The sequence below is a fragment of the Microbulbifer maximicatervae (SeqCode) genome (assembly GCF_052467305.1).
On sequence record NZ_CP174306.1, the window covers coordinates 918312 to 939737 of the forward strand.

Sequence of the window (21426 nt, forward strand, 5' to 3'; positions counted from 1 at the left end):
ACCGGCACTCTTCACTGCGCTTAGGCGCTTCTGTATTAGGGGGAATTCTCTATGTACGAACAGTGCACTATGGATGATGTGCGCCGTGCGCTCACGTTTGTTCTCGATTATGCCGTGCGTGATACCTGGGTTGAGATAGGTATGGCGATCAAGGCGGAGTTTGGTGATTCAGCCTTTGATATCTGGGATGAGTGGAGCCAGCAGGCGGATAACTATTGCCCGCGCGCGGCGAAAAGCACTTGGAAAAGTTTCAAGCGGTCAGCAGGTGGTATTGGTATTGGTTCCTTATTTGCGAAGGCGAAAGAGGGCGGCTACCAGTTTGAGCGCCGGGAGTTAACGCCGGAAGAGAAGGCGGCCTGGGCAAAGGAAAAGGCGGCGCGTGATGCTCAGCGGGCCAAGGATGTTCAGCAGGAAGAGGCAGAGACTGCGGCCTGGCATGAAGCGGTAAAGCAGCAGGCGCAGGCAATTTGGTCAGAATTAAAACCTACAGGGCGGAGTAAGTACCTGGGGGTTAAAAAAATTGGTGCCCATGGGGTGCGCTTTTTCCGTTCGGCGTTGTTGTTGATTGAGCGGGATGATCATTTAGAGCGTGTTGAGGATCAGGAAAAAATATCAGAGTTTTTCGCTTTGCCGAAAGAAGGGCGCCCGAAGTTTCACTATTTCAAGAGTGGATATTTTGCAGTCCCTATGACTGATATTGATGGTGTGATTTGGAATCTACAAATTATTACACCCTCAGGTAAGAAGTTGTTTTTACGGAATGGGCGTAAGTCGGGTTTGTATGTACTCCTTGGAAAGATGGACCCACGTAAACCCTTAGTATTGGTTGAGGGCTTTTCGACGGGTGCCAGTGCCCATGAGGCCACAGAGTGCCCGGTATTGATTTGTTTTGACTGCGGCAATTTGAAGGTGGTGGCTCTGTTGATCCGCGCGCGCTTCCCTGATCAACACATGGTATTCGCTGCTGATAATGATCTGCACTTGGATGTGAATGATGGTGTGCAGAAGGCTATGGAGGCGGCAAAGGCTGTGGGTGATGCTGCGGTGTGGGTTCCGTCTCTGCGTGATGAGGTGGAGGATAAAGCAGCGTGAGTAAGAAAAAGCCAGAGGGATTTGATTTTAATGATATCCATTGCCGCTATGGATTAGGGGAGGTGCGGCGGCAGTGGGATGAGTTTATGGAGAATGTGGTTTTCTTCCCGCGCCCATCTGATGGGGTGCCTCCTGAGGTTTTTGCTGGAGATCCGACTAATAGTGATCCTCCTCCTATTGATGAAATTCCGCCTGAATATTCAGGCTATTCTGTATCTCCCGCGCCCTCTAAGCCTGAGAGCGATTCCAATAAGTTATTGGATGAGTTCGGCAGATATTCATATCAGACGCTAATTGATCACTTTTGGTATGTGTGGGGAACTCGTCATGCTTGGGACAATATTCATCAGAAGCAGATTGAGCTCTCGCACTTGCGCCATGGGGTGGGGAGGGAGCGTTATAAACTTTGGGATGAGTCTTCTGATAGGCGGTGGGTTAAGGATATTGTTTTTTCTCCCGATAAAGATATGGGCTCTAAGTATGTAAACCTCTATACCGGTTTCAATATGACTCCTGACCCTCGTGGAAGGTCTGGATGTGCCCGTATCCTTCACCACATTTACCGTTTGTGCGGATTGCGTGATGCTGAGTTTGATTGGTTGATGCGCTGGATAGCTTTCCCCCTTCAAAACCCTGGGGCCAAGATGGCAAGTTCTGTGATTATGTATGGCAGTGAGGGCCCGGGTAAGTCGATAGTCTGGGAAGAGGTTGTTAAGAAAATATATGGCGAATACTCAGTGACTATTGGTCAGGCACAATTGGAAAGCCAGTTTACAGGGTGGAAATCCCGCAGGCTCTTTGCGCTGGCAGAGGAAGTGGTAAGCCGCTCTGAGCGGAATCATCATAAAGGCGTACTCAAGCAAACTGTAACAGGCAGCACTCATATGATTAATGAGAAGATGCTGCCTGAGCGGGAAGAGTCGAATCACATGAATTTTGTGTTTCTCTCCAACTCTACGGTTCCTCTTGAGTTAGATATGGGAGATCGCCGATACCTGGTGCTTTATGTCGATAAGGTGCCAGAGAAGCAATACTTTATTGATCTCTTTGCTGAAATTGAAAATGGTGGGGTGGAATGTTTTTATCACCATTTATTAAACCTTGATATGGGTGATTTCTCTGCGCATACAAAGCCACCAGTAAACCGGGAGAAAGAAGAGCTCATTGATGCTAGCTTGCCCTCGCCAGCCTATTTTCATAAGCTCTGGAAGCAAGGAGAGCTGGATATCCCTTATAAGTCAGCTGTAGCTGGGGATTTATTTAAAGAATTTCAGCGATGGTGTGAGCGTTCGGGGGAATTTAAGCGTACTGAACGTTACTTTGGTGCTGAATTAAAACGTGTGATGCCTCAGGTTAGGCACAATATTAAATACCCTGAGGTTATGAGCTCTCATATTACCAAGCGAATCTATGTCACTGAGGATGATATGAACTTCAAATACGATAGGCATTTTGCTGAGCGTTTGGGCGAGTCATGCCGGGAATTTCGAGTGGCAACTGTTGTTAGTCCAAGCGATTGATTAAATGGTGAACGGTTTTGTGACACTATGACACTTCTTATGACACATAGTATGACGCAAGGAAACCCAGTAAATACGGGGCTTGTGACACTTATGACGCTTTTTCTGTAAATACCCTTACGCGTGCGCGCGCACATACGTACGTGTATGCACCTCTTTTTTTAGTGTCATAAGTGTCATAGTGTCATAAAAATAAATAACTCACTGATTAATAAAGATTTTTTTTGTGACTCAATTTGTGACGCTTATTTTGAAAGTGTCATAACCAGTAAGGAGACGGGAATGCGCAATGTAGGTGATGAAGTAACAAGGATTCAGGTAGCAACATTGGTCGCAGATATTTTGCTTGAAGATTACAAGGTGAATGGTTGGCGACGCCTTCATGGTTTTCCAGAAGTGGTTGTTGTAGACACTGGCTTCACATTTGACGTGACGCTGCGTATTGGGGGCCACTCTTCCCGAACGATTCATCTCGACCAGAAAGATGCTAGAGATCAGGCGGCTAGGCGTGAAGGTGGTATTGAGTGTAGGTCGAGTTTATTTAGTCAAGTACAGGATTTAATGGTTGATTTGGAATCAGCTGGAGTAGATCTTCCTGAGGAGGTTTCAAGTGATTGATCGAATCGAGAAACGTTTGCTTGATTGGGCGCTTCAGGTAATTGGAAGTATGGCGCGGCAATATAAGTCGCCGATGGCTGCGATTATGGAGAACGGTGTGAACTCTTCATCTTCTGGCCAGTGGACCAATGAGATACGGGTGAGCCCGATAACTTACCGGGCGAGAAGAATTACCGCCAATATGCGCGCAGGCAGTGGCCAGGGGCAGCGAGGTAAGGGGCCGGTAGTTTTAATTGATGAGGAGCCTATGGAAGTTGAAGAGGCTTTGCGTAAATTGCCGGAAGTGCTGCGTCAGGTTGTGAGAGTGCAGTATTTACGGGAGGGCCTTTCTGCCAAAGGGCGGGCAAAGGCTGCGGGTGTCCCTATTGCTACTTATTATCGCCACCTTGATGCGGCCCATGTTTTATTGGATGTGGAGCTATTTGGTTCGCAAGGTCCGAGAGTGGCGTAATTATTTTTAAATTAGGGGTTTACATCCGTGATAATAAATTATTAAATCTAGGCATCCTGCCATAGGTGGGTAAGAAAGAACCAAATCCGATCCCCCCATTTTCGGATCGCGTAAAAAACCCGGCTCCCCCAGCTGGGTTTTTTACGTTTGGGGCTTTCATTTTTCATCCTTGTACGATCTTTGGCGGCGCTCTTTTGGGCGCCGTTTTTTTTAAATTCTATTTGCTCTGCAACGCAGGGCACTGAGCGCAAACACATGGACTGCAACCTACAACGATTCGCCTATGGGCCTGATGCCACATTGGGGCGACTGAGAGTGCGCGACTGTGTGTTTTATACGGTAGAGCGTCCGTGGTTGGGTAACCGCCCATTTAAGAGTTGTATTCCCGAGGGTATTTATTCTTGTGAGGCGTATAGCTCACAGCGCTACCCCAATGTGTGGGAACTGCTGGAGGTTCCTGGGCGTTCAAAAATATTAATCCACACGGCTAATTATTCCTCTGATGTTCAAGGCTGCATTGGTGTTGGTTCTGGTGTGGCTCCGGGTGGCTGGTGGGTGATGCAGTCACGCAAGGCTATGGGGCAATTGCGGGATATGTTGCCGCCTAACTTTAATCTGACAATTACGCACTATGTGCCGGAGTATCCGTGATGGGTATTTGGTCTGGAATAACAGGGCTGTTTAGCAGTAACGCTAAACCCGTGGACGATATCCTCGACAAGGATAACGGGCTACTGGTGCGGGCGGGGGGTTGGATTGATGGCTTGTCTTACACCGAACAGGAAAGTGCGGAAGATGCGAAAGAATTAATTCGCCATGCCTCTGAGGCCCGCAAGCAAATTATCAGTACGGTGGTGGCTCATGTTGAGAGCACGGCGAGTGAGAATACGCAACGCAGCTTAACCCGGCGCTTTGCGGCCTTGGCCATTATTCGCATCGAGATGTTTTTAGTATTGGCCTCTGTGGTGGTGTGGCCGTGGGATGCTGGGTACGCGAAGTTTATTTGGTCTGTTGCTGGGTCGATGCTGATGTTCGGTGCTTTCTCGGCAGTGATCATTTTCTTCTTTGGTTCTTATGGGATCAGCCAGCACATCATGAAGCCATTGGCTGCGGTGAAAGGCGCAGCGAAGAGGGTGGTTCAATGAGTCCAACTGATGCAGCAAATACAGCAATGGAGCGGCTGATGATATGGATTGCGGGAGTGGGTAGCGTGACAGCTCAGGTTGCATCGGCGTTTGAGCAGTATGTAATTACCTACGGTGCATTCACCACCGGCCTGCTTTCTATCGCGGTGTTTGCTTATTACCGGCATCAGGATATTAAGTTGAAGCGTGAGCAGATGAAGCGGGGGGAGGATAACCCTGCTGAGGAGCTGAGCGATGGACGTTAGTATCAAGCTGGATACTTCAAAGTTTGATAAGGCCGCTGCTGAATTAAAAAAGCAGTTGCCCTATGCCAGTTCGGTTGCTCTGAATAATGTGGCGTTTCGTATTCGAGGTGAGGAGCGTTCAGCAATAGGGCGAGTTTTTATGAGCCCAACACGACTAACTCAAAACTCCGTATTAGTGAAGAAGGCCACCAAGCGCTCGGGTGTTGCCAAAATATATATCCGTGATGAAGCGACAAAAGGCACAGCTCCCAGTAAATATCTGGCCCCTGCGGTATTTGGCACTAGCAGGAATGAAAAGCGATTTGAGCGTGCTTTGCGACATGCTGGCTTACTACCTGCTGGGATGTATGCGGTTGCAGGTGAGGGCGCAAAGCTTAATAAATATGGAAATATTTCAGCAGCGACTTATACCAAAATCCTCTCCCAGGTACGTGCTAGCAGTGACCCAACGCAGAACGCCACTAATAGTAAGCGCAGCAAGTCCAAGCGGGGCATCACTAAGGGCTACTTCGTTGGGAAGATTGAAGGTACCTTGGGTGTGTGGCAGAGGGTAGGGTACAAGCGGCGCAGATCCGTTAGGCCCATTCTTATCTTCGTAAAAAAGAAACCAAACTATCGCAAGCGCTTCCCCTTCTTCCGAATTGCCGAGGGCATAGCGCGGCGACACTTCCCGATTGAGCTTGATAAGGCAATGGATCGCGCCATTGCGACAGCCAAGCGGCGTTGACCTAAACGTCAACGGGTCCTCCTGAGAAATCCGTGATACGGGTAATTCGGACCCCGTTTTTTTAACAGCTATCTGAAATTTCCTAGGGGGTTATACCTTGGCTGACAACCTATCACTGGATGATCAGGCCACTCAGTCTGGTTTGGCTCGCTTGGTGGGCGCTTCGCAGCCGGCGATTGCAAAGCACTTTAAAGCAGGGGTCTTCACTGAAGGTGCCAGTTATCGGGTTTGGCTTCAGGAATATTGCGAGCGTCTAAGAACAGAAGCCGCTGGCCGCCAGGTTAGCGATGCTCGCAGCCGCCGCGATATGGCACAAGCCATTGAGTCTGAGGTGAATGCGCAGATGAAAATGCGCGAGCTGTATAAGGACGATCAGCTCATCCTCGATATTGAGTCTGTACGCAAGGCGATGGTGGAGTGGTCCACTATTGGCAAGAATGAATTTTTAGGAGCGGTAGAAAGCATCTTTATTGCTATCGAAAGTCAGCATGCCATTACCGTCGATCGAGAACCCCTACAGCCAAACATTGACGCTGCCCTCAAAGCTATTGGCAGTTACGAGATTAAATCTGAAGAGGCTGGTGAAGGAGGTGCGGGAGACCTGGATACCGCAGCCTAAAGTCCCGCTGATTGAGTGGTTGCCGGAAAATATCAAGCTGCCGTCTGAGGATAGCGATAACGCGGGCTATTACCGCAACGATTATGTGCCCTATTTTTGGGGCGTAATGCACGCGCTGGATAATCCGGTGTCGTGGATGGTAGTGATGCAAAAGGCCGCGCAGATCGGCTGGACGGTTCTACTGGCTACCGATATCTGCAAGGTCGCCGCTACTGAGCCAGCCCGCATCCTGATGCTGTTCCCCAAGGATGAAAAAGGCCGGTTGTTTATGGATGAAAAGCTGGTACCGATTATCGAAGGCTCACCAGCAGTGAACCGGGTGATCGATGTCACCACTAGCCGCAAAGGCGGCAGCCGTTCAACACGGAAAAAATTTCCCGGTGGTGAAGTACGCACCATTGGCTCCAACTCAATTTCTAATGTGAAATCCACATCAGCCCGTCGGGGCTATGTGGAGGAGCCTGACGATACCAACAAAGACGTCGGTGATCAGGGCGACTCTATTCGCCACCTGCGCGAACGTCTTAAGCGGATGCGCAATAAGAAATTAATTATTGGCGGCACTCCGGCGGTGGCGGATCTCTCCCAGGTGGAGCACTACACCAAGCTCGGCACCATGCGAGTGTTACCGATTACCTGTCACGACTGCGGTGAGTCCCATGTATTGGACTGGGAAAACGTCAGCTGGCTGGAAAAGGAGGGCGGCACACCGCACCCGGTATTCGGCCTGCACCAGCCAGAAAGCGCAGTGTATGGCTGCCCGCACTGTGGTAGCGAATGGGATGACTATCGCCGTCAGGCCAATATTTTGCAGACCTGCAAAACCGCCCTGGAAAATGGCGATGACTTTGCCGGCTGGGTAAAAACTCAATGCGGCGAGGATTATTCTGAGGATGAAATTGAACCGATAGAAACCTTTATGGAGCTATCGGAGCTTTATGTGTGTATCCCCGGCACCGGCCTCGCCGATGTGGTGCGTGATTTTCTTGAAGCCGAACACGAAGCGAAAAGCGGCGATGAATCCGCCCGCATTGTTTTTCAGAACAACAAACTGGGCCGGCCCTACCAGTACGCCGCCAGCCGCTTGCTGGACCATGAAAAGCTGCAAGAGGCCGCCGAGGATTACCCGGAATTATTTTGCCCTGCTGGTGGCCTACTGGTAACGGTCGGCATCGACGTTCAGCACGACCGCCTGGCAATCACCATTCGCGCCTTTGGCCGCAATGAAGAATCCTGGCAGATGTACTGGGGTGAGATTGATGGTGACACTGCGGATAAACAAGATGATTGTTGGGCAGCTCTGGATAAATTGGTTTTCCAAGGCTTCGAGCATGAGCGCTTTGGCAAGATCCGTGCATCGGCCGTAGGCATAGATTCCGGTGATGGTGGGACCAGCAATGCGGTTTATGACTGGGCACGAACTCGCGATAAAAAATATCGCGGTGTTCTAGTGATGGCCATAAAAGGGGATAGTAACGACTACGGGCGTAAGGAGATATATACACCTCCGAGGCCAGTCGAATATGCGGATTCCAGGCGACGTACTAAAGCAGATTATTTTGAGGTGAAACTATATTTTGTCGGCACACACAAAGCTAAAGATCTGATTGCCAAACGTTTGCTTGGCACGAGTGCCTATATGCACAGCTGTAAAAACGTGCGGCAAGATTACTGGGAGCAAGTTACTGCTGAAGTAAAGGCGCCCAGCAAAAAACATTCAGGTAGGGAAGCATGGCAGAAAAGGCCAGGAAAAAGTAACGAAGGGCTAGATACTGAGGTCTACGCCTTACATGCAGCCCATGTCATGGGTATGCACAAGTGGAATGAAAAAAAATGGTCCATTATCGAATCCCGCCTGAGCCAGCGTACCTTGTTTAGTGAATCAGAATCTCCTCAAACACCTAGACAACCCAAGCCAACCACTAAGAAACCACGGCGGCCAGCGCAACCTGCTGGCTCTCTACTGGATAGTTAAATGTCTAAAACCGCCGCTGAAATGGTCGACCTCTATATCGAGGCCGAGATAGACGTGCTCGCCGGAAAAACCACGGTCATTAACGGCCGCCAATTTACCGCAGAGAACCTGCAGGAAATCCGCGCGGGCCGACAGGAGTGGGAGCGCCGCGCAACCGCAGAAACCTTAAAGGCCGCCGGCAAACGCCGTGGGCCCGCCTACGCGAATTTTAATTGATGAATAAATTAGATTCTGTAATCGGGTTTTTTGCACCCGAGGCTGCCCTGCGCCGCGTACAAGCCCGGCGCGCCCTAGAGATTGCCGCCGCCTATGAAGCCGCGCGCCCTAGTCGCCTGCGCAAAAACCCCGGTGATAACCGCAGCGGCGACCTGGTGCTGGAAGGCAGTGTGGAAACCCTGCGCGGCCAAGCCCGGCATTTGGAGCAAAACCACGATTTTGCCTTTGGCATTCTCACCACCCTGGTGAACAACATTGTCGGCCCGCGCGGTATCGATGTGGAATTCCAGCCCAAAACCTGGGATGGCGATATCCACGACGATCTCGCCAGTCAAATGAATGATGCCCACAAGGAATGGGCACGGCGCCCGGAATGCACCCGGCAATTTAGCTGGGGCAAAGCCCAGCGGCTTTTGTGCAATACCTGGCTGCGCGATGGTGAAACTTTAATGCGGCATCTGCAGGGCACAGTGCCTGGATTAAAGCACCGCACCCCCGTGCCTTACACCATCGAATGCCTGGAACCAGATTTCCTGCCGGTGGATTACAACGATCCCAGCAAGCGTATTGTGCAAGGTATTCAAAAATCCGCCTGGGGTGAGCCTGCGGGCTTTTGGTTGTACGACGAACATCCAGGGGCCTCATTTAACTGGAGGATGAAGCGTAGGCTCCATCCTGCTGAAAATATCGAGCACCTGAAATTTGTACGCAGGCTGCACCAAACCCGTGGGGTTTCCATATTTGCCGCGGTAATGAATCGCCTTAACGATATTAAAGACTATGAAGAGAATGAGCGTGTCGCGGCAAAAATCGCAGCTTCAATGGTTGGCTTTATTCAAAAGGGCAGCCCTGATCGTTATCAGTATGATGATGCTTTGGATGATGAGGGAAACCGCACCCTGGATATCCGTGCCGGTGCCATCTATGACGATCTCCGCCCTGGGGAATCTGTCGGCACCATTCAAAGCAATCGCCCCAGCGGTCTGCTAACGCCATTTTTAGAAACCATGCACCGCATGGCCGCCGCCGGCACCATGGCCAGCTTTAGCAGCATCAGCAAAAACTACAACGGTACTTATAGCGCGCAACGCCAGGAGCTAGTAGAGCAGTGGGGAAATTACGAAACCCTTAGCCTGGAATTCTGTGAGGAAATTGTAGAGCCGGCCACCCGCCGCTGGGTGCAGATGGGTTTGCTAGCGGATGCCTTCAAAGTGCCGAGTGATGTCGATCCATCCACATTAATGCATGTCGATTTTATTACACCGGTGATGCCCTGGATTAATCCGGTTCATGAAGCCAGCGCCGATGAAACCCTGCTGGAAAATGTACTGGCCAGCCCACAGCAGACCATCCGCCGCCGAGGCAAAAAGCCGGACGATGTGATTAAGCAAACCGCTGCCTGGCAGCGAAAGCTCAAACAAAACGACATTACCACCCCAACCAAACGCGAAGCCGTACCCGCGCAAGAAACTGAATCTGAATAGGAGGCAGCCATGCCGAATAAATCCTGGTACAGCATCACCGCTGCCGCCAATACCAGTGAAGCCGATATTTATTTGTATGACTACATCGGCTACTGGGATATGACGGCAAAAGACTTTGCCCGAGACCTGAAAGCGCTCGGGGATGTCAGCAAGATCAATCTGCATATCAATTGCCCCGGCGGCGATGTGTTCGACGGCACGGCTATTTATAACCTGCTTAAAGACCATAAAGCCGAAGTGGAAACCTGGATTGAAGGCATCGCAGCCAGTATGGGCAGCGTGATCGCCCTCGCCGGGGATACTGTCCATATCGCTGAGAACGCCTATTACATGGTGCACAACCCCAGTGCCGGTGTTCGCGGTGATGAGCGCGCTCTGGAAAAAACCAAGAGCCTGCTGGCCAAAGTTAAAGCCACCATGAAAAGCCTGTATTCCTCACGCACCGGAATGTCGGATGAGGAAATCAGCCAAGTGATGGACGACGAGACCTGGTATACCGGCACCGAAGCGGTAGAGGCCGGCTTCGCCACCGACACCACCGCAGCCATCGAGATGGCTGCCAGCTTCAGTGCCGATCACTTAAATCAATTTAAAAACACCCCGCAAGCCATTAACGCATTGGTCATGCAGGGGCCCACTGAATTTAGATTCCCGTCTGCGGTTGCAGGCAATCCAACCCAAACCCAAACCAAGGAAGCGCAAGCCATGCCTAAAACCACCTCCACCATGCCAGCTGCAACTGCTGCGCCCGAGGTTACCCCAGAAATGAAAGCGCAGATTGCCGCCGATGCCAAAGCGCAATTTGCCGCCGATGAGAAAAAGCGCAAAGACGACATCACGGCCGTATTTAAAGGCTTCGAAGCGCACAGTGTTGTGATGCAGGAATGTCTTAATGATATGGACTGCACCGCCGAAAAAGCCAAAGACAAACTGCTCACAGCCCTCGGCAGCCAAACCCCAACCCCCGTGCAAAGCTACAGCGTAGTAGTGCAGGAAGGTGAAGGCATTAAGCGCATGAAAGCCGATGCGGAAAATGCGATTGCTGTACGTGCCCTCGGTGAAAAGCGCACAGAGGGCAATGAACTCAGCGGCTACACCATGATGGAGATTGCCCGCATCCTCATGCAGGCCCACGGCCAAAGCTTGTCCGGACTCGACAGAATGGGTGTGGTCGCTGCAGCGTTTACCCATAGCTCGGGTGACTTCGCAACGGTGCTCGGCAATATCGCCAATAAATCCATGCTCAAAGGCTATGAAGAAGCACAGGAAATCTTCCCGCGCTTTACCAGTGTCGGCAACCTCAGTGACTTTAAACTCACCACCCGCACGGACCTGGGCAGCTTCCCCTCACTGCGCCAAGTCGCACCGGGGGCAGAATTTAAATATGTGAGTATCGGCGAACGGGCCGAGACCGCCGCACTGGCGACATACGGGGAACTCTTCTCCATTAACCGCCAAGCCATTATTAATGACGACCTGGGCGCATTCACCCGAATCCCGCAAAAGATGGGCCTCGCCGCCGTGCGCACCGTGGGGGATCTGGTATTCAGCATCTTGCTCAACAATCCCAAAATGGCAGATGGAAAAGCCCTGTTCCATGCGGATCATGGCAACCTAGCCAGCGCCGCTCTAATCAATACGGCCAGCATTGATGCTGCACGGGTGAAGATGGGCAAGCAAAAGGATGGCAGCGCAGTACTCAACATCCGGCCCAAGTTCCTGCTCTGTGATATTGCCGACGAGGGCAGCGCAAAGGTTGCTCTGGAATCCGAATTCGAAGTGGGCGAATCCACTAAAAACAACACCACTCCAAACAGCGTGCGCAATATTGCCGAAGTGCTCTCTGATGCGCGCCTTAGCGGACATAACGGCTGGTACCTCAATGCCGACCCGGTAGCGCATGACACCATCGAAGTGCTCTATCTGGATGGTCAGCAGGCCCCGGTGTTAGAAGAGCAAAATGGCTGGAGCGTAGACGGGGTGGAATTTAAAGTCCGCCTGGATGCCGCCGCCAAAGCCTGGGATGCAAAAGGCATGGTGAAAACACCCAAAACCTAACCTCAATCCCAACTGAAACTAAACCGGAAAGGGCCGCACTACGCGGCCTTTTCTATTTCTACTGCTTTATCCACTGAGAGAAAGAATATGGCTACGAATTTTGTACAAGACGGGCGCATGCTCGATTTCACCAACAACACCAGCGCAGCGATTACTTCCGGCCAGGTGGTAATCGCAGGTGCGGTCCTGGGTGTCGCGATGGACGATATCGCCGTGGGCGCCTCCGGGGTGATTGCCATTGATGGGGTATTCACCGTGTCCAAGGTATCCGCCGCAGAGATCAATCAGGGCGAAACCCTCACCTGGGTAACCGCCTCCAGCTCATTCGATGATAACGCCGCCACCGCAGCCACTGGCGATATCACCGGCTCCACCGCCTTCGCCGCAGAGGCCGCCGGGAATGGCGTAACCAGTTTTGCCGTCAAGTTTACCGGCGTACCGGGCACTGTTAAGGCCTAGGTGATCCATGGACTTGGACCAAAGAGCCGCAGAGCGCGCGTTCCGCAAATGGGGCAAGGCCGCTACCTATACCGATGGTAGCGGCGCTGAGCCTATTGATTGCAAGGTGATCCTTGATCAGGAGATTGATGAGTTCGAGGATGAGGAGCGTGTGCGGGTGCCGCGTGTAGAGTTGAGTTTGCTGGTGAGTGAGGTGGGGGCTTATAACCCTGATGCGGTGATTACGCTGGGTGGTGTGGAGTACACGGTGCGCAAGCGGTTGGCGGATGATGGGGTGGTTTGGCGGGGGTTGGTGGATGGGTAGCCTGTGTGGGTAGGTTGATCATTTATCCAGGTGGTTCGGTAGTGCCAAGTGAGCGTATTCAAGTGATTTAGTAGAAGAAGATGGCGTGTTGGCGTAAATTTGTATCAGAAATAGTAGTTAAGATAATAGTGGTCATGATGGCTACTATATAAATGTTATACAAAACATCATCGAGAGTAATATGCCACAAAAGAAAATTGCCTTGCAGTTAGTTGATGAGTCATTAAAAGAACTTGAATCTGCAAAAGGCTCTGTGCTATCGGCAATACAAAAATTACAAAGAGCATCAGACATAGTTGACGATGTCGATAAAAATATTTGGTGCTCAATCCAGCTCGGAGATCCTCAATACACAGAACCGCTTAAAAAGCTATTGGATTTTCTAATAGAGCACACCGATCCTGAAGAAAGAGAATATCAAGAAGGGCTAAAAAAATATGAAAAGGCTCTGAGTGAAATAGGGCTAAATCATAATATTCATTATTCTTCCGAAGAGTTAAATGTAAAAGCAACTAATAGTGGTGGTGGCTACCTTAACATTGGATTTATAGAAGAAAGGTATGCAGATCTTGTTAGGACCAAGCGTGGTAACGACGGCACGTATTACAAAATCAATCTTAATGAACACATAAATTATGTTAAAAAGAAAGCACATGAACTCGCTTCTCAGCTGTTTAGCCAGTTAAAATTTTCAGGAACAGTAAGTAATAGCTTTGATCTTCTGAAAAACGCAGTAGATGATCGACTGCTTGATCTTAATCCCATGATTGCAGAGCAGCTAATGCTTGCATTTAAATCAGTATCTTCTGACAAAGAAGAAGAGTGGTCTCAATCCCTAACCACTTGTAGAAGGTTGCTGGAGGGGCTTGCTGATGAGCTATACCCTCCTTCGAAAGAAAAATTTAACGGAAGGCCGGTTGGTCAAGCACAGTACGTGAATCGACTTTGGGCATTTATGGACAATTCTATTCAGTCCGACAGCAACAAAAATCTAGCGAAGTCTCATATTGATTTTCTAGGGTCATGGCTTGAAAAAGTGAATAAGTTAGCAAATAAAGGGGTTCACGCTGAACTGGAGCAGCTTGAAGCCGTTAAGTCAGTATTTCATACGTATCTTGTAGTGGCAGACATTCTTAATTATTTAGAGGGATCGGGAACAGGAAGCTCTAAGCCGAGCATTACTTCAGCCTCTCTGGATGAGCTTGAGGCGCTGCTAAATATCAGTAGGAATACAGCTAAAGAAATTGTGAAAACAAGAGTCAATGAGGGCGGAATTGATCTTGAGTTACTAGCTGGTATTAAAGGTGTCGGGGCTAAAACTGTAGAAAGAGCCAAGGAGGCCTTTGAGTTTGATTAATACATCAGTGTATAACAAGGCAATTAACCACGCGGTTACGGAGCCGGATGCACGTACCTTGCGCCGGTTATCGCGGCGTTTGTATTCAATACAGGTTGCAGGAATTAAATCCAAATGAAAGATAGGTCAACAGATGGGGCTATTAATCTCATTGATGAGCTTCGTACCGATGCGAAGCTAGGAAAAAGCAAGCACTTTAATGCCAGTAGGAGAAAAATTTGTTGGCATAATTGGATTGGAATCCCCGTCATTGTGATTAATGTATTTGTTGGTACGGTAATAGTAGCCCTGCTATCGGATGGGGATGGAGATAAAAGGTTAGCAATTGCATCTGCTATCCTTGCCTTCATTGCTGCATCGTTAAGTGCGATGCAGACATTTTTTAATTTCCATAAGGCCGCTGAAGGTCACAGTTCTGTTGGGAATAGATATTTAAAAATATCGAGAAACTGTAAAAAGCTACTTAGAAAGCATCAAGATATTCCTTTTCCCCCCGAGAATTTATGGCATGAGGTAGAAGCAATTCAAAGCGAGTATCTCGAAATTAATATTGAAGCTGAGGCTTTCCCTACCAATGATGGAGACTTAAAACGTGCGCGTGAGGCTCAAGAGATTACTCCATTTATGCCGAATGGCGATGAATTAAAAACGTAAGATGCTAATAAGCGTGACAATTCGGACCCTCACAAGCTCGCACCTATTACGCGGGCATTAACCGCTACTAACTCCTGAGTAGCAATAAAAAACCCTACCAGTCACCGCTGGTGGGGTTTTTTATTGCCTGCGGAAGCGGGCTGTATAGAAAACCATATATTTGGAGTGATTAAACGGAGATTGGGACAGGGGTAGCCTAACCGCAGGCTGAGGGCTTGACAGCTCCTTGCGGGTTGGTGGACACTGAGAGAACTAGAACATTCTCAGCGGTTACCGCACCCGACAGCCTCGCGGTTTTTTTGTGCCTGCAATTTGGCACGCCTAGCTTTTATAGCCGGGTCGAGAGGCGTAATACAAGACCCCTTCTGGGGGAATAGGCCCGGAGCTTCTGAGAAGGCTCTAGTTGAGACCCGGCTGCCAGCTACTAACTGGCAGCCGCTAGGAACTAAAACTTCTCAGGAGGCCCTCCCATGGCCAGTGCCCACGCAATCTCCACAGTTAATCACTCCGAACCAGCGCTACAGCCGGCTCATGTCCAGCAGTTGCGCGAATTACAGTATTTAAACCTGGCCCGCCAGCACATTCTGGAATGGCCCGACTCCCCAGTAAAAACCGCCGCACTCAATGCCCTCTGTGGCGAAGAGGGCGCGGTCCTGGATGGATTGACCTACGCCGCCGAACGTATGGCTGCGAAGCAAAGTACTGAACATTAACCACAGGAAAGTGATTATGAGTAACGTTAATAGCTTGCCGGTAATTGCCGGTGTGGAAATTACAACTGACGCTGAAGGGCGTTTTAACTTGAATGCTTTGCATCAGGCAAGTGGAGAGGGTAGGCATAAGAGTCCCGCTCAGTGGCTGAGGCGAAGTGAAACCAAGGCTTTAATCGCAGAGCTAGAAGACCAAGATGTAAATTTACATCTTGCTCCAATTAGTAAAATCCACGGTGGTATAGCACCGGGAACCTTTGCCCATGAATTACTAGCGGTGGAGTATGCCGGTTGGATCAGTCCTGCCTTCCGTCTCAAGGTTAACCAAACCTTCATTGACTTCAGAAAGGGCAACCTTGGGGTCGCTCCAGAAGTATCGCCTTTATCCCCATCCTTGCCAGAGTTGCAAATTGCAGAGTGCGCTGCCCGGATGTTGCGTATGAGTGATAGCAGTAAGGTCCGTATGCTCAGCACGATCTGTACTGAGAGAGGTGTCAGTGACCGCTTCCTGCCGGACTATGTAGAGGAAGCGCGAGTGAAGGCCCTTAGCGACCTACTAAAGGACTACGAAGTATCGCTTTCGGCCCGCGCCGTCAATCCCATTCTTATGGAGATGGGGTATCTGGAGGAGTTGGGGCGCCGCTCCAGCAAGGGGAGCATCAAGAAGTTCAAATCACTCACTGAGGCTGGATTGCGCTTTGGTAAAAATGAAACCAGCCCCAGGAGCCCCAAAGAGACTCAGCCTTTGTACTACGTCGAGACCTTCCCGGAATTGCTGGACCAGATCAATGCGTGGAAAAGCGCCGCTTGAGTGATGACAGTCTATTCCGATAAGTAGGTCTATGGTTTTACGGCGGCCATGAGCGTGAATACAATACCGCAAGGAAATAGCGCTCGCCCACTTTTCATTCTCCTTTGGGTGTTCAGTGGCTGCCGCCTTGTCCAATCAGACCTATTGAAACCGTTATGAACATAAATTGGCGGATAATGGGGTGGCTTGGCGGGCGTTATGTGTGTTTAAGTTTTAAGCGTGGTAACTTGTAGTAGATATGAAAAGATTTTTTCTTATTATAATTTCACTTTCCATTTTGGGTTGTAATTCTGCCCTTGTAACGTATAAGCCACCTCAAAATAGTAATTTGACTAAATTGAAATTGCCAAAAGATGACAACATTTTATACATGCTAGGTGAGCTAAACGAGAAGGGTTGTGCTGTCAACTTTAGAGCTGTAAGGGCTGAAAGCTATTTGGATAGCGAAAATGTATATGTTCAAGCTAACAAAAATATTGTGCTTCGCGTGAAAAAATCAGGTAGAGAAATTTGTAGAGGCACTTATGCTGTGAGCCTAGAGAGCAATAAACACTATGAAGCGTTTCCACTTTTTTGCGTCGCCTTAATCTACGATATTACTGATGGTAAAAAAGGCGAAAGGGTAGAGACTGAGAGGCTTAACGGTTGTGTGAAAGAGTAAATTTTAATTTTCTTTACATGGCTATTTGAATCGTCGATATCAAAAAGATAGCTAGTTAAAACCACAGTAGTTTTCCAAACCCGCACCAGCGGGTTTTTTTATGCCCGAAATTCCTGGAGCAATCCCAATGACCCAACGCATCACCATCCGCGATGCCGTTTTAAGCAATCTAAAAACCCTATCCGGCTACACTTTTCCTCCGGCCGGTACCACAGAGAGCATCTGCCCGGAAAAGCTGCCGGCGATTATTGTGGGCTTTGCGAATGAACCGGTCGACCACCAAATGGACGGCGGCACCAGTCGGCAATTGGATCTCACTATTGCGGCGGTAGTGAAGAGCAGCGGCGATATTTATGTCGAGCTGGATCAGGCCGCGGCCGATATTGAGAGCGTACTGCAAGATGACTCTCTTGAGGGCACCTGTGACTTATTCCTGCTTAGCCAAACGCAGTTTGCCCTGGATCAAGATCACCCTCTGGGCGAAGTGCGTCTTACTTACAGCGCCCAGTATTCCAGTGAGCCCACAGACTTTTAATTACTCAACCTAATGAGATCATAACTATGGCACAAGGTTACAAAACCAAGTTTTATCGCAGTGATGATGGCAGCTCCTATTCTCAAGTGGCGGGCATGTTGGATATTGAACCCGGTGAAGAGTCTCGCGGTTCTGTTGAGATGACAGCCATTGATGGCACCAGTGGCTATATGGACTATGACCCTTCGGGCTTGCGCGATGCCGGTGAGGTTTCCATTACTTTGATCTGGAAAGAGACCGACAGCGGCCAGCAGGCACTGCGGGCAGATTACGACTCCGATACCAATAAGCATTACAAGGTTGAATACCCAGAGGGCACTACCGTGGAATTCACCGGCCATATTACCGGCTGGGGTAAGGCAGTGCCTAAGGATGACAAGATCACCCGCACAGTGAAGTTTAAGATTTCCGGTAAACCCTCAGTAACCGCAGGTAGCTAACCATGAGTTTTGTACCTGCGCCTATTTTAGAATCCGAAACCGTGTCTTTCGGTCAGCAAGAAGTCGAGCTTTTTGAGCTGAGTGCCTACCACCGCTGTGAGTATCTGCAAAAAACCACGGAAGATATTCCACTGCCCCAAGATGAAGAGTTGCCGGAAACTCAGCTGGAGACCTTTGGCCAGCTTTGGGCTTTTCGTATGGGGGAGGTGAGTAAGAAACTGCTGCTGGTTGCCTATGCTATCTGGATGAAGCCGGACTGTCAGGATTCACTGGAAGATATTCATCAGCGGTTGATTCGCGGTGTTACGCCTAAATTGATCGATGTGCTCTATGTCCCTGCGGCTAAGCTATCCGGGCTGTTTGTCGATGTCCAAACTGAAGAGGCGGATAGCGAAACAGAAAGCGAGGAAACCGAAAAAAAAGGCTAGTGCCGGGTTTCTACTTTGCCCGGCAGCTCGCGCGGGATTTTAATCGCCCTGACTATTTCAACATGTTGCGCTCGATGAGTTCTACCGAGTTTGATCATTGGTATGAATTCCACTCCGAGCGGCCCTTACAGACCGAAGTCCAGCAATGGCAACTCGCCCATATCGCCGCTGGCACCTTGGGAGGCAAAGTCTCTCAATACCTACCTCAGACGCACAAACCTAAAACCGTGCAGCAGCAAATCGCAATCTGGAACTCCATGAGTTGAGCAATGGCTAAACAAACATCCATGGCCACGATGGTGGCCAACTTGGAGCTGCGCTCCACTCAATATAAGCGGGAGATGGACCAAGCTACTGCACGCAATAAAAAGCTAACCCGAGAACTGAAGTCCACCAGTGCAGCGGGTGATATGTTCGGCCGCTCCATGCGAGGGGCTGCACAGGGTGTCGCTGCCATTGACGGGCCTCTGGGCGGTATTTCCGGTCGAGTCGGTGCTCTCAATGGTTTGCTGGCCAGTGGTGCCACGAGTTGGGCCCTTTTTGGGGCGGGTGTGGCCGGTGTTGTCGCTACGTTTTATCAGAGTATCCGCGCCGGCGAAGAAATGGAGCGGGGCCAGCTTAAGATTGAGGGCTTGCTCAGGGCTACGGGTAATGCCAGTGGCCGCACAGCACAGCAGTTGGATGAGCAGGCGAGGTCTGTTGCCCGCGCAACCTTGGCTAGTATTTCCGGCATTCGCGATGCGCAGGGCGTGCTGCTGACATTCAAGTCAGTGCAGGCCGATGTCTTTGATAATGCCATTGTGCTGTCGCAAGACCTTGCCGCGGTGATGGGGGGCGATGCCAAGAGTGCGGCACTGCAATTGGGTAAGGCGTTGGAAGATCCCGCAACAGGATTAACTGCGCTCAAGCGTTCTGGTGTTTCGTTCACTGAGGTGGAAAAAGAACAGATTAGAACCATGCAGGAAAGCGGCCGCGTAGCTGAGGCGCAACGTTATATTCTCGCCAAGTTGGCCCAGCAGGTGGGCGGTGCCGGCTCCGCTGAGGCCGGTGGGTTGACGGGCGCAGTGGATTCACTCGCTCAGTCTTGGCAGGAATTTCTTGAGGAGTTCAGCCGAACTTCAGGCTCCACCGGTGTAGCTACGCGCGCTATACAAGGCCTCACGGGGGTGCTCGATAATTCCCATGAATTAGCCGAGGGATTGGGAACTGCGTTCACAGCGCTGACGGTATTAATGGCCGGCCGCTTTGCGGGCGCAATTGGCCCCCGCGTAGCACAGCTGGCGCTGCTGAATGCGGAAACGTACAAGGCCACCGTCCAGACCAATGCGTTTGGGCAGGTGGTCGGCCGCACGACTATTGCGACGCGCACAGCGACGATGGCCGCTGCGGGACTTAAGTCTGCATTTGCTTTTCTCGGCGGGCCGGTTGGAGTGATCACAGTGGCGGTGGCCTCTCTGGTTGCCTGGAATGCGTCTCAACCCACCGCAGAAGCGCATGCTGAAACGCTGACAGGCAAGATCAATGAGCTTACTAGTAGCTGGAAAAAGCTGACTGATGCACAACGTATCAACCGCGAGCAAAAAGTCTTGGTTGAGCGAGATGGTCTGCAAAAAGAAATTAATAAGCTCATTAAACAACGGGACCTGCTGCGGGATGGCGGCACCAAAGAGGGCTCGCGATTTGGTTATCAGGTCGCACTCGGAAACGACGATTCTCGAGTGCGTGAACTGAACGACCAGATTGATACCCTCAATCAAGCCTTGAAAGAGGCTGATGCCGGCTTGGCAAATCTTGGAAAGCCGAATAAAGCGCGGCTTCGGGAGGAGACTGAAGCAGAGTTCAAGGCAGCATTGGAGCGGGAAGCAAGTGAGCGTGCGGCTGCGATGGCAAGACTTCAGGCCGAGCAAGAGTCTGGAGCCCAGCAGCTTTCCCAGCTTGATGAGTTTCTGGCCGACCGGCGCGGCAAGATTCAACTCGACCATGAACAGCGACTGCAACAAATAGCCACGTTGCAGATTGCAGAGGAAGAGCTCACCAAGCGCGGTTTTGATTCTATTGAGGCGCTGCAATCTGAGTATTCCGAACGTGAGAAAGAGCGCTACCAAATGGCTCTGGCTGAAGAGCAGGCGCGGTCTGCTGGCGGCGAAGGTGATGCGGAACGCCAACGCATGATTGCCCGCCTGGAGGTTTTACAGCTTTCCTGGCTCACCGAGATGGAACAATTGCAGGTGCAGCAAGATGAAGAAATGGCCCTGCTGGACAAGGCTTATACCCAAAAGATAATTGCCCGTGACGAGTATGAGCGCAGCCTCACGCAGCTGGAAAAAAAACATCAGGCGCAGCGGCAAGCCCTAGAGGAAACAACCGAAAAAGCGCGGCTAGGCACTTATGTGGATGGCGCCAAGCAACTGCTGTCGGCAGTCGGCACCCACAATAAAAAAATGGCCGCCTTGCAAATGGGCATGGCCATTTATACCGCCGGCACCGCCATGGTTGAAAATATTGCCAAAGCATCGAAAGTCGGCTTTCCGCAGAATATCCCCTTTATTATCGGCGCTACCACTCAAGGGTTGCAGATTAAGAACCAGCTAAACAGTATCAAAGAGCCTGCCGGCATCGCCCACGGCGGTCTCGACTATGTACCGAAAGAATCCACCTATCTATTGGATAGGGGGGAGCGGGTTTTATCTCCCAATCAAAATGCCGATTTAACCGCAGCGCTGAAGGGGGGCGGTTTACAGAGCAGCATCACCGTCAACCTCTACGAAGACGCCGCCAAAGCCGGCCAGGTAGAGCGCTCGCAAGGCGTAAACGAGAGTGAAGTCATCAGTATTTTTGTGGCCAATATCCGTGATGGCGGGGATGCCGCCACGGCTGTCGAGTCCACCTACAACCTTTCCCGCAGCGGATTTTAATT

Annotated in this window: 25 protein-coding genes; all 25 read left to right on the forward strand. The window is 50.6% G+C overall.

Features of this window, described 5'->3' with window-relative positions; all coding sequences use genetic code 11:
* Positions 1-51: 51 nt before the first annotated feature.
* The 25 genes from ACJJI4_RS04110 (at position 52) to ACJJI4_RS04230 (ending at position 21424) form a co-directional block, all read left to right on the forward strand.
* On the forward strand, positions 52-1092 hold the full coding sequence (locus ACJJI4_RS04110) for a PriCT-2 domain-containing protein (RefSeq protein WP_444927162.1): 1041 nt from the start codon (positions 52-54) through the stop codon (positions 1090-1092).
* On the forward strand, positions 1089-2612 hold the full coding sequence (locus tag ACJJI4_RS04115; RefSeq protein ID WP_444927163.1) for a primase-helicase family protein: 1524 nt from the start codon (positions 1089-1091) through the stop codon (positions 2610-2612). The genes ACJJI4_RS04110 and ACJJI4_RS04115 overlap by 4 nt, the downstream gene beginning before the upstream one ends.
* Before the next feature lie 282 nt (positions 2613-2894).
* Entirely contained in the window at positions 2895-3230 is a 336-nt protein-coding gene (locus tag ACJJI4_RS04120; protein WP_444927164.1) for a hypothetical protein, read from the forward strand.
* Positions 3223-3681, forward strand: coding sequence for a hypothetical protein (locus ACJJI4_RS04125; RefSeq protein ID WP_444927165.1), 459 nt, complete (start codon positions 3223-3225; stop codon positions 3679-3681). Before ACJJI4_RS04120 ends, ACJJI4_RS04125 begins: the two co-directional genes overlap by 8 nt.
* A gap of 255 nt (positions 3682-3936) precedes the next feature.
* Positions 3937-4332, forward strand: coding sequence for a DUF5675 family protein (locus ACJJI4_RS04130; RefSeq protein WP_444927166.1), 396 nt, complete (start codon positions 3937-3939; stop codon positions 4330-4332).
* Positions 4332-4826: a hypothetical protein gene (locus ACJJI4_RS04135; protein WP_444927167.1), complete on the forward strand. Its 495-nt coding sequence runs from the start codon at positions 4332-4334 to the stop codon at positions 4824-4826. The genes ACJJI4_RS04130 and ACJJI4_RS04135 overlap by 1 nt, the downstream gene beginning before the upstream one ends.
* Entirely contained in the window at positions 4823-5071 is a 249-nt protein-coding gene (locus ACJJI4_RS04140) for a hypothetical protein (RefSeq protein ID WP_444893433.1), read from the forward strand. Before ACJJI4_RS04135 ends, ACJJI4_RS04140 begins: the two co-directional genes overlap by 4 nt.
* The gene (locus ACJJI4_RS04145; protein WP_444927168.1) at positions 5061-5798 is read left to right on the forward strand and encodes a hypothetical protein; all 738 of its coding nucleotides are present in this window, start codon (positions 5061-5063) and stop codon (positions 5796-5798) included. Before ACJJI4_RS04140 ends, ACJJI4_RS04145 begins: the two co-directional genes overlap by 11 nt.
* A gap of 97 nt (positions 5799-5895) precedes the next feature.
* On the forward strand, positions 5896-6417 hold the full coding sequence (locus ACJJI4_RS04150) for a hypothetical protein (protein WP_444927169.1): 522 nt from the start codon (positions 5896-5898) through the stop codon (positions 6415-6417).
* Complete coding sequence (locus ACJJI4_RS04155; protein WP_444927170.1) at positions 6380-8392, forward strand: terminase gpA endonuclease subunit; 2013 nt, start codon at positions 6380-6382, stop codon at positions 8390-8392. Before ACJJI4_RS04150 ends, ACJJI4_RS04155 begins: the two co-directional genes overlap by 38 nt.
* On the forward strand, positions 8393-8608 hold the full coding sequence (locus ACJJI4_RS04160; protein ID WP_444927171.1) for a DUF6148 family protein: 216 nt from the start codon (positions 8393-8395) through the stop codon (positions 8606-8608).
* On the forward strand, positions 8608-10092 hold the full coding sequence (locus tag ACJJI4_RS04165) for a phage portal protein (RefSeq protein ID WP_444927172.1): 1485 nt from the start codon (positions 8608-8610) through the stop codon (positions 10090-10092). The genes ACJJI4_RS04160 and ACJJI4_RS04165 overlap by 1 nt, the downstream gene beginning before the upstream one ends.
* Before the next feature lie 9 nt (positions 10093-10101).
* Positions 10102-12150 carry a ClpP-like prohead protease/major capsid protein fusion protein gene (locus ACJJI4_RS04170; RefSeq protein ID WP_444927173.1) on the forward strand — a complete coding sequence of 683 codons (2049 nt, stop codon included), beginning with the start codon at positions 10102-10104 and terminating at the stop codon, positions 12148-12150.
* 87 nt (positions 12151-12237) lie between these two features.
* Positions 12238-12609: a capsid cement protein gene (locus ACJJI4_RS04175; RefSeq protein WP_444927174.1), complete on the forward strand. Its 372-nt coding sequence runs from the start codon at positions 12238-12240 to the stop codon at positions 12607-12609.
* 7 nt (positions 12610-12616) lie between these two features.
* Positions 12617-12913 (forward strand): head-tail joining protein, encoded by a 297-nt coding sequence (locus tag ACJJI4_RS04180; RefSeq protein ID WP_444927175.1) that lies wholly within the window; start codon positions 12617-12619, stop codon positions 12911-12913.
* 181 nt (positions 12914-13094) lie between these two features.
* Entirely contained in the window at positions 13095-14270 is a 1176-nt protein-coding gene (locus ACJJI4_RS04185; protein ID WP_444927176.1) for a ComEA family DNA-binding protein, read from the forward strand.
* A 114-nt stretch (positions 14271-14384) separates the two neighbouring features.
* Positions 14385-14924, forward strand: coding sequence for an SLATT domain-containing protein (locus tag ACJJI4_RS04190; RefSeq protein WP_444927177.1), 540 nt, complete (start codon positions 14385-14387; stop codon positions 14922-14924).
* Positions 14925-15394: 470 nt separating this feature from the next.
* Positions 15395-15637: a hypothetical protein gene (locus ACJJI4_RS04195; RefSeq protein ID WP_444927178.1), complete on the forward strand. Its 243-nt coding sequence runs from the start codon at positions 15395-15397 to the stop codon at positions 15635-15637.
* Between the two features lie 16 nt (positions 15638-15653).
* Positions 15654-16445: a KilA-N domain-containing protein gene (locus ACJJI4_RS04200; RefSeq protein WP_444927179.1), complete on the forward strand. Its 792-nt coding sequence runs from the start codon at positions 15654-15656 to the stop codon at positions 16443-16445.
* 238 nt (positions 16446-16683) lie between these two features.
* Complete coding sequence (locus ACJJI4_RS04205; RefSeq protein WP_444927180.1) at positions 16684-17106, forward strand: hypothetical protein; 423 nt, start codon at positions 16684-16686, stop codon at positions 17104-17106.
* 127 nt (positions 17107-17233) lie between these two features.
* A complete protein-coding gene (gene gpU, locus ACJJI4_RS04210) occupies positions 17234-17641 on the forward strand; it encodes a phage tail terminator protein (protein ID WP_444927181.1) in 408 nt (135 codons plus the stop codon).
* A 26-nt stretch (positions 17642-17667) separates the two neighbouring features.
* Positions 17668-18081, forward strand: a complete 414-nt coding sequence (locus ACJJI4_RS04215) for a phage tail tube protein (RefSeq protein WP_444927182.1) — start codon at positions 17668-17670, stop codon at positions 18079-18081.
* A gap of 2 nt (positions 18082-18083) precedes the next feature.
* Positions 18084-18509, forward strand: a complete 426-nt coding sequence (locus ACJJI4_RS04220) for a phage minor tail protein domain-containing protein (RefSeq protein ID WP_444927183.1) — start codon at positions 18084-18086, stop codon at positions 18507-18509.
* Positions 18509-18775: a hypothetical protein gene (locus ACJJI4_RS04225; protein ID WP_444907878.1), complete on the forward strand. Its 267-nt coding sequence runs from the start codon at positions 18509-18511 to the stop codon at positions 18773-18775. The genes ACJJI4_RS04220 and ACJJI4_RS04225 overlap by 1 nt, the downstream gene beginning before the upstream one ends.
* Positions 18776-18778: 3 nt before the next feature.
* Positions 18779-21424, forward strand: a complete 2646-nt coding sequence (locus ACJJI4_RS04230; RefSeq protein ID WP_444927184.1) for a hypothetical protein — start codon at positions 18779-18781, stop codon at positions 21422-21424.
* Positions 21425-21426: the final 2 nt, after the last annotated feature.

What these genes read in the sequence shown, in the direction of transcription:
- ACJJI4_RS04110 (WP_444927162.1), top strand. Translation starts at nt 52, where the DNA reads ATGTACGAACAGTGCACTATGGATGATGTGCGCCGTGCGCTCACGTTT.
- ACJJI4_RS04120 (WP_444927164.1), top strand. Translation starts at nt 2,895, where the DNA reads ATGCGCAATGTAGGTGATGAAGTAACAAGGATTCAGGTAGCAACATTG.
- ACJJI4_RS04130 (WP_444927166.1), top strand. Translation starts at nt 3,937, where the DNA reads ATGGACTGCAACCTACAACGATTCGCCTATGGGCCTGATGCCACATTG.
- ACJJI4_RS04135 (WP_444927167.1), top strand. Translation starts at nt 4,332, where the DNA reads ATGGGTATTTGGTCTGGAATAACAGGGCTGTTTAGCAGTAACGCTAAA.
- ACJJI4_RS04140 (WP_444893433.1), top strand. Translation starts at nt 4,823, where the DNA reads ATGAGTCCAACTGATGCAGCAAATACAGCAATGGAGCGGCTGATGATA.
- ACJJI4_RS04145 (WP_444927168.1), top strand. Translation starts at nt 5,061, where the DNA reads ATGGACGTTAGTATCAAGCTGGATACTTCAAAGTTTGATAAGGCCGCT.
- ACJJI4_RS04160 (WP_444927171.1), top strand. Translation starts at nt 8,393, where the DNA reads ATGTCTAAAACCGCCGCTGAAATGGTCGACCTCTATATCGAGGCCGAG.
- ACJJI4_RS04165 (WP_444927172.1), top strand. Translation starts at nt 8,608, where the DNA reads ATGAATAAATTAGATTCTGTAATCGGGTTTTTTGCACCCGAGGCTGCC.
- ACJJI4_RS04170 (WP_444927173.1), top strand. Translation starts at nt 10,102, where the DNA reads ATGCCGAATAAATCCTGGTACAGCATCACCGCTGCCGCCAATACCAGT.
- ACJJI4_RS04175 (WP_444927174.1), top strand. Translation starts at nt 12,238, where the DNA reads ATGGCTACGAATTTTGTACAAGACGGGCGCATGCTCGATTTCACCAAC.
- ACJJI4_RS04180 (WP_444927175.1), top strand. Translation starts at nt 12,617, where the DNA reads ATGGACTTGGACCAAAGAGCCGCAGAGCGCGCGTTCCGCAAATGGGGC.
- ACJJI4_RS04185 (WP_444927176.1), top strand. Translation starts at nt 13,095, where the DNA reads ATGCCACAAAAGAAAATTGCCTTGCAGTTAGTTGATGAGTCATTAAAA.
- ACJJI4_RS04190 (WP_444927177.1), top strand. Translation starts at nt 14,385, where the DNA reads ATGAAAGATAGGTCAACAGATGGGGCTATTAATCTCATTGATGAGCTT.
- ACJJI4_RS04195 (WP_444927178.1), top strand. Translation starts at nt 15,395, where the DNA reads ATGGCCAGTGCCCACGCAATCTCCACAGTTAATCACTCCGAACCAGCG.
- ACJJI4_RS04200 (WP_444927179.1), top strand. Translation starts at nt 15,654, where the DNA reads ATGAGTAACGTTAATAGCTTGCCGGTAATTGCCGGTGTGGAAATTACA.
- ACJJI4_RS04205 (WP_444927180.1), top strand. Translation starts at nt 16,684, where the DNA reads ATGAAAAGATTTTTTCTTATTATAATTTCACTTTCCATTTTGGGTTGT.
- gpU (WP_444927181.1), top strand. Translation starts at nt 17,234, where the DNA reads ATGACCCAACGCATCACCATCCGCGATGCCGTTTTAAGCAATCTAAAA.
- ACJJI4_RS04215 (WP_444927182.1), top strand. Translation starts at nt 17,668, where the DNA reads ATGGCACAAGGTTACAAAACCAAGTTTTATCGCAGTGATGATGGCAGC.
- ACJJI4_RS04220 (WP_444927183.1), top strand. Translation starts at nt 18,084, where the DNA reads ATGAGTTTTGTACCTGCGCCTATTTTAGAATCCGAAACCGTGTCTTTC.
- ACJJI4_RS04230 (WP_444927184.1), top strand. Translation starts at nt 18,779, where the DNA reads ATGGCTAAACAAACATCCATGGCCACGATGGTGGCCAACTTGGAGCTG.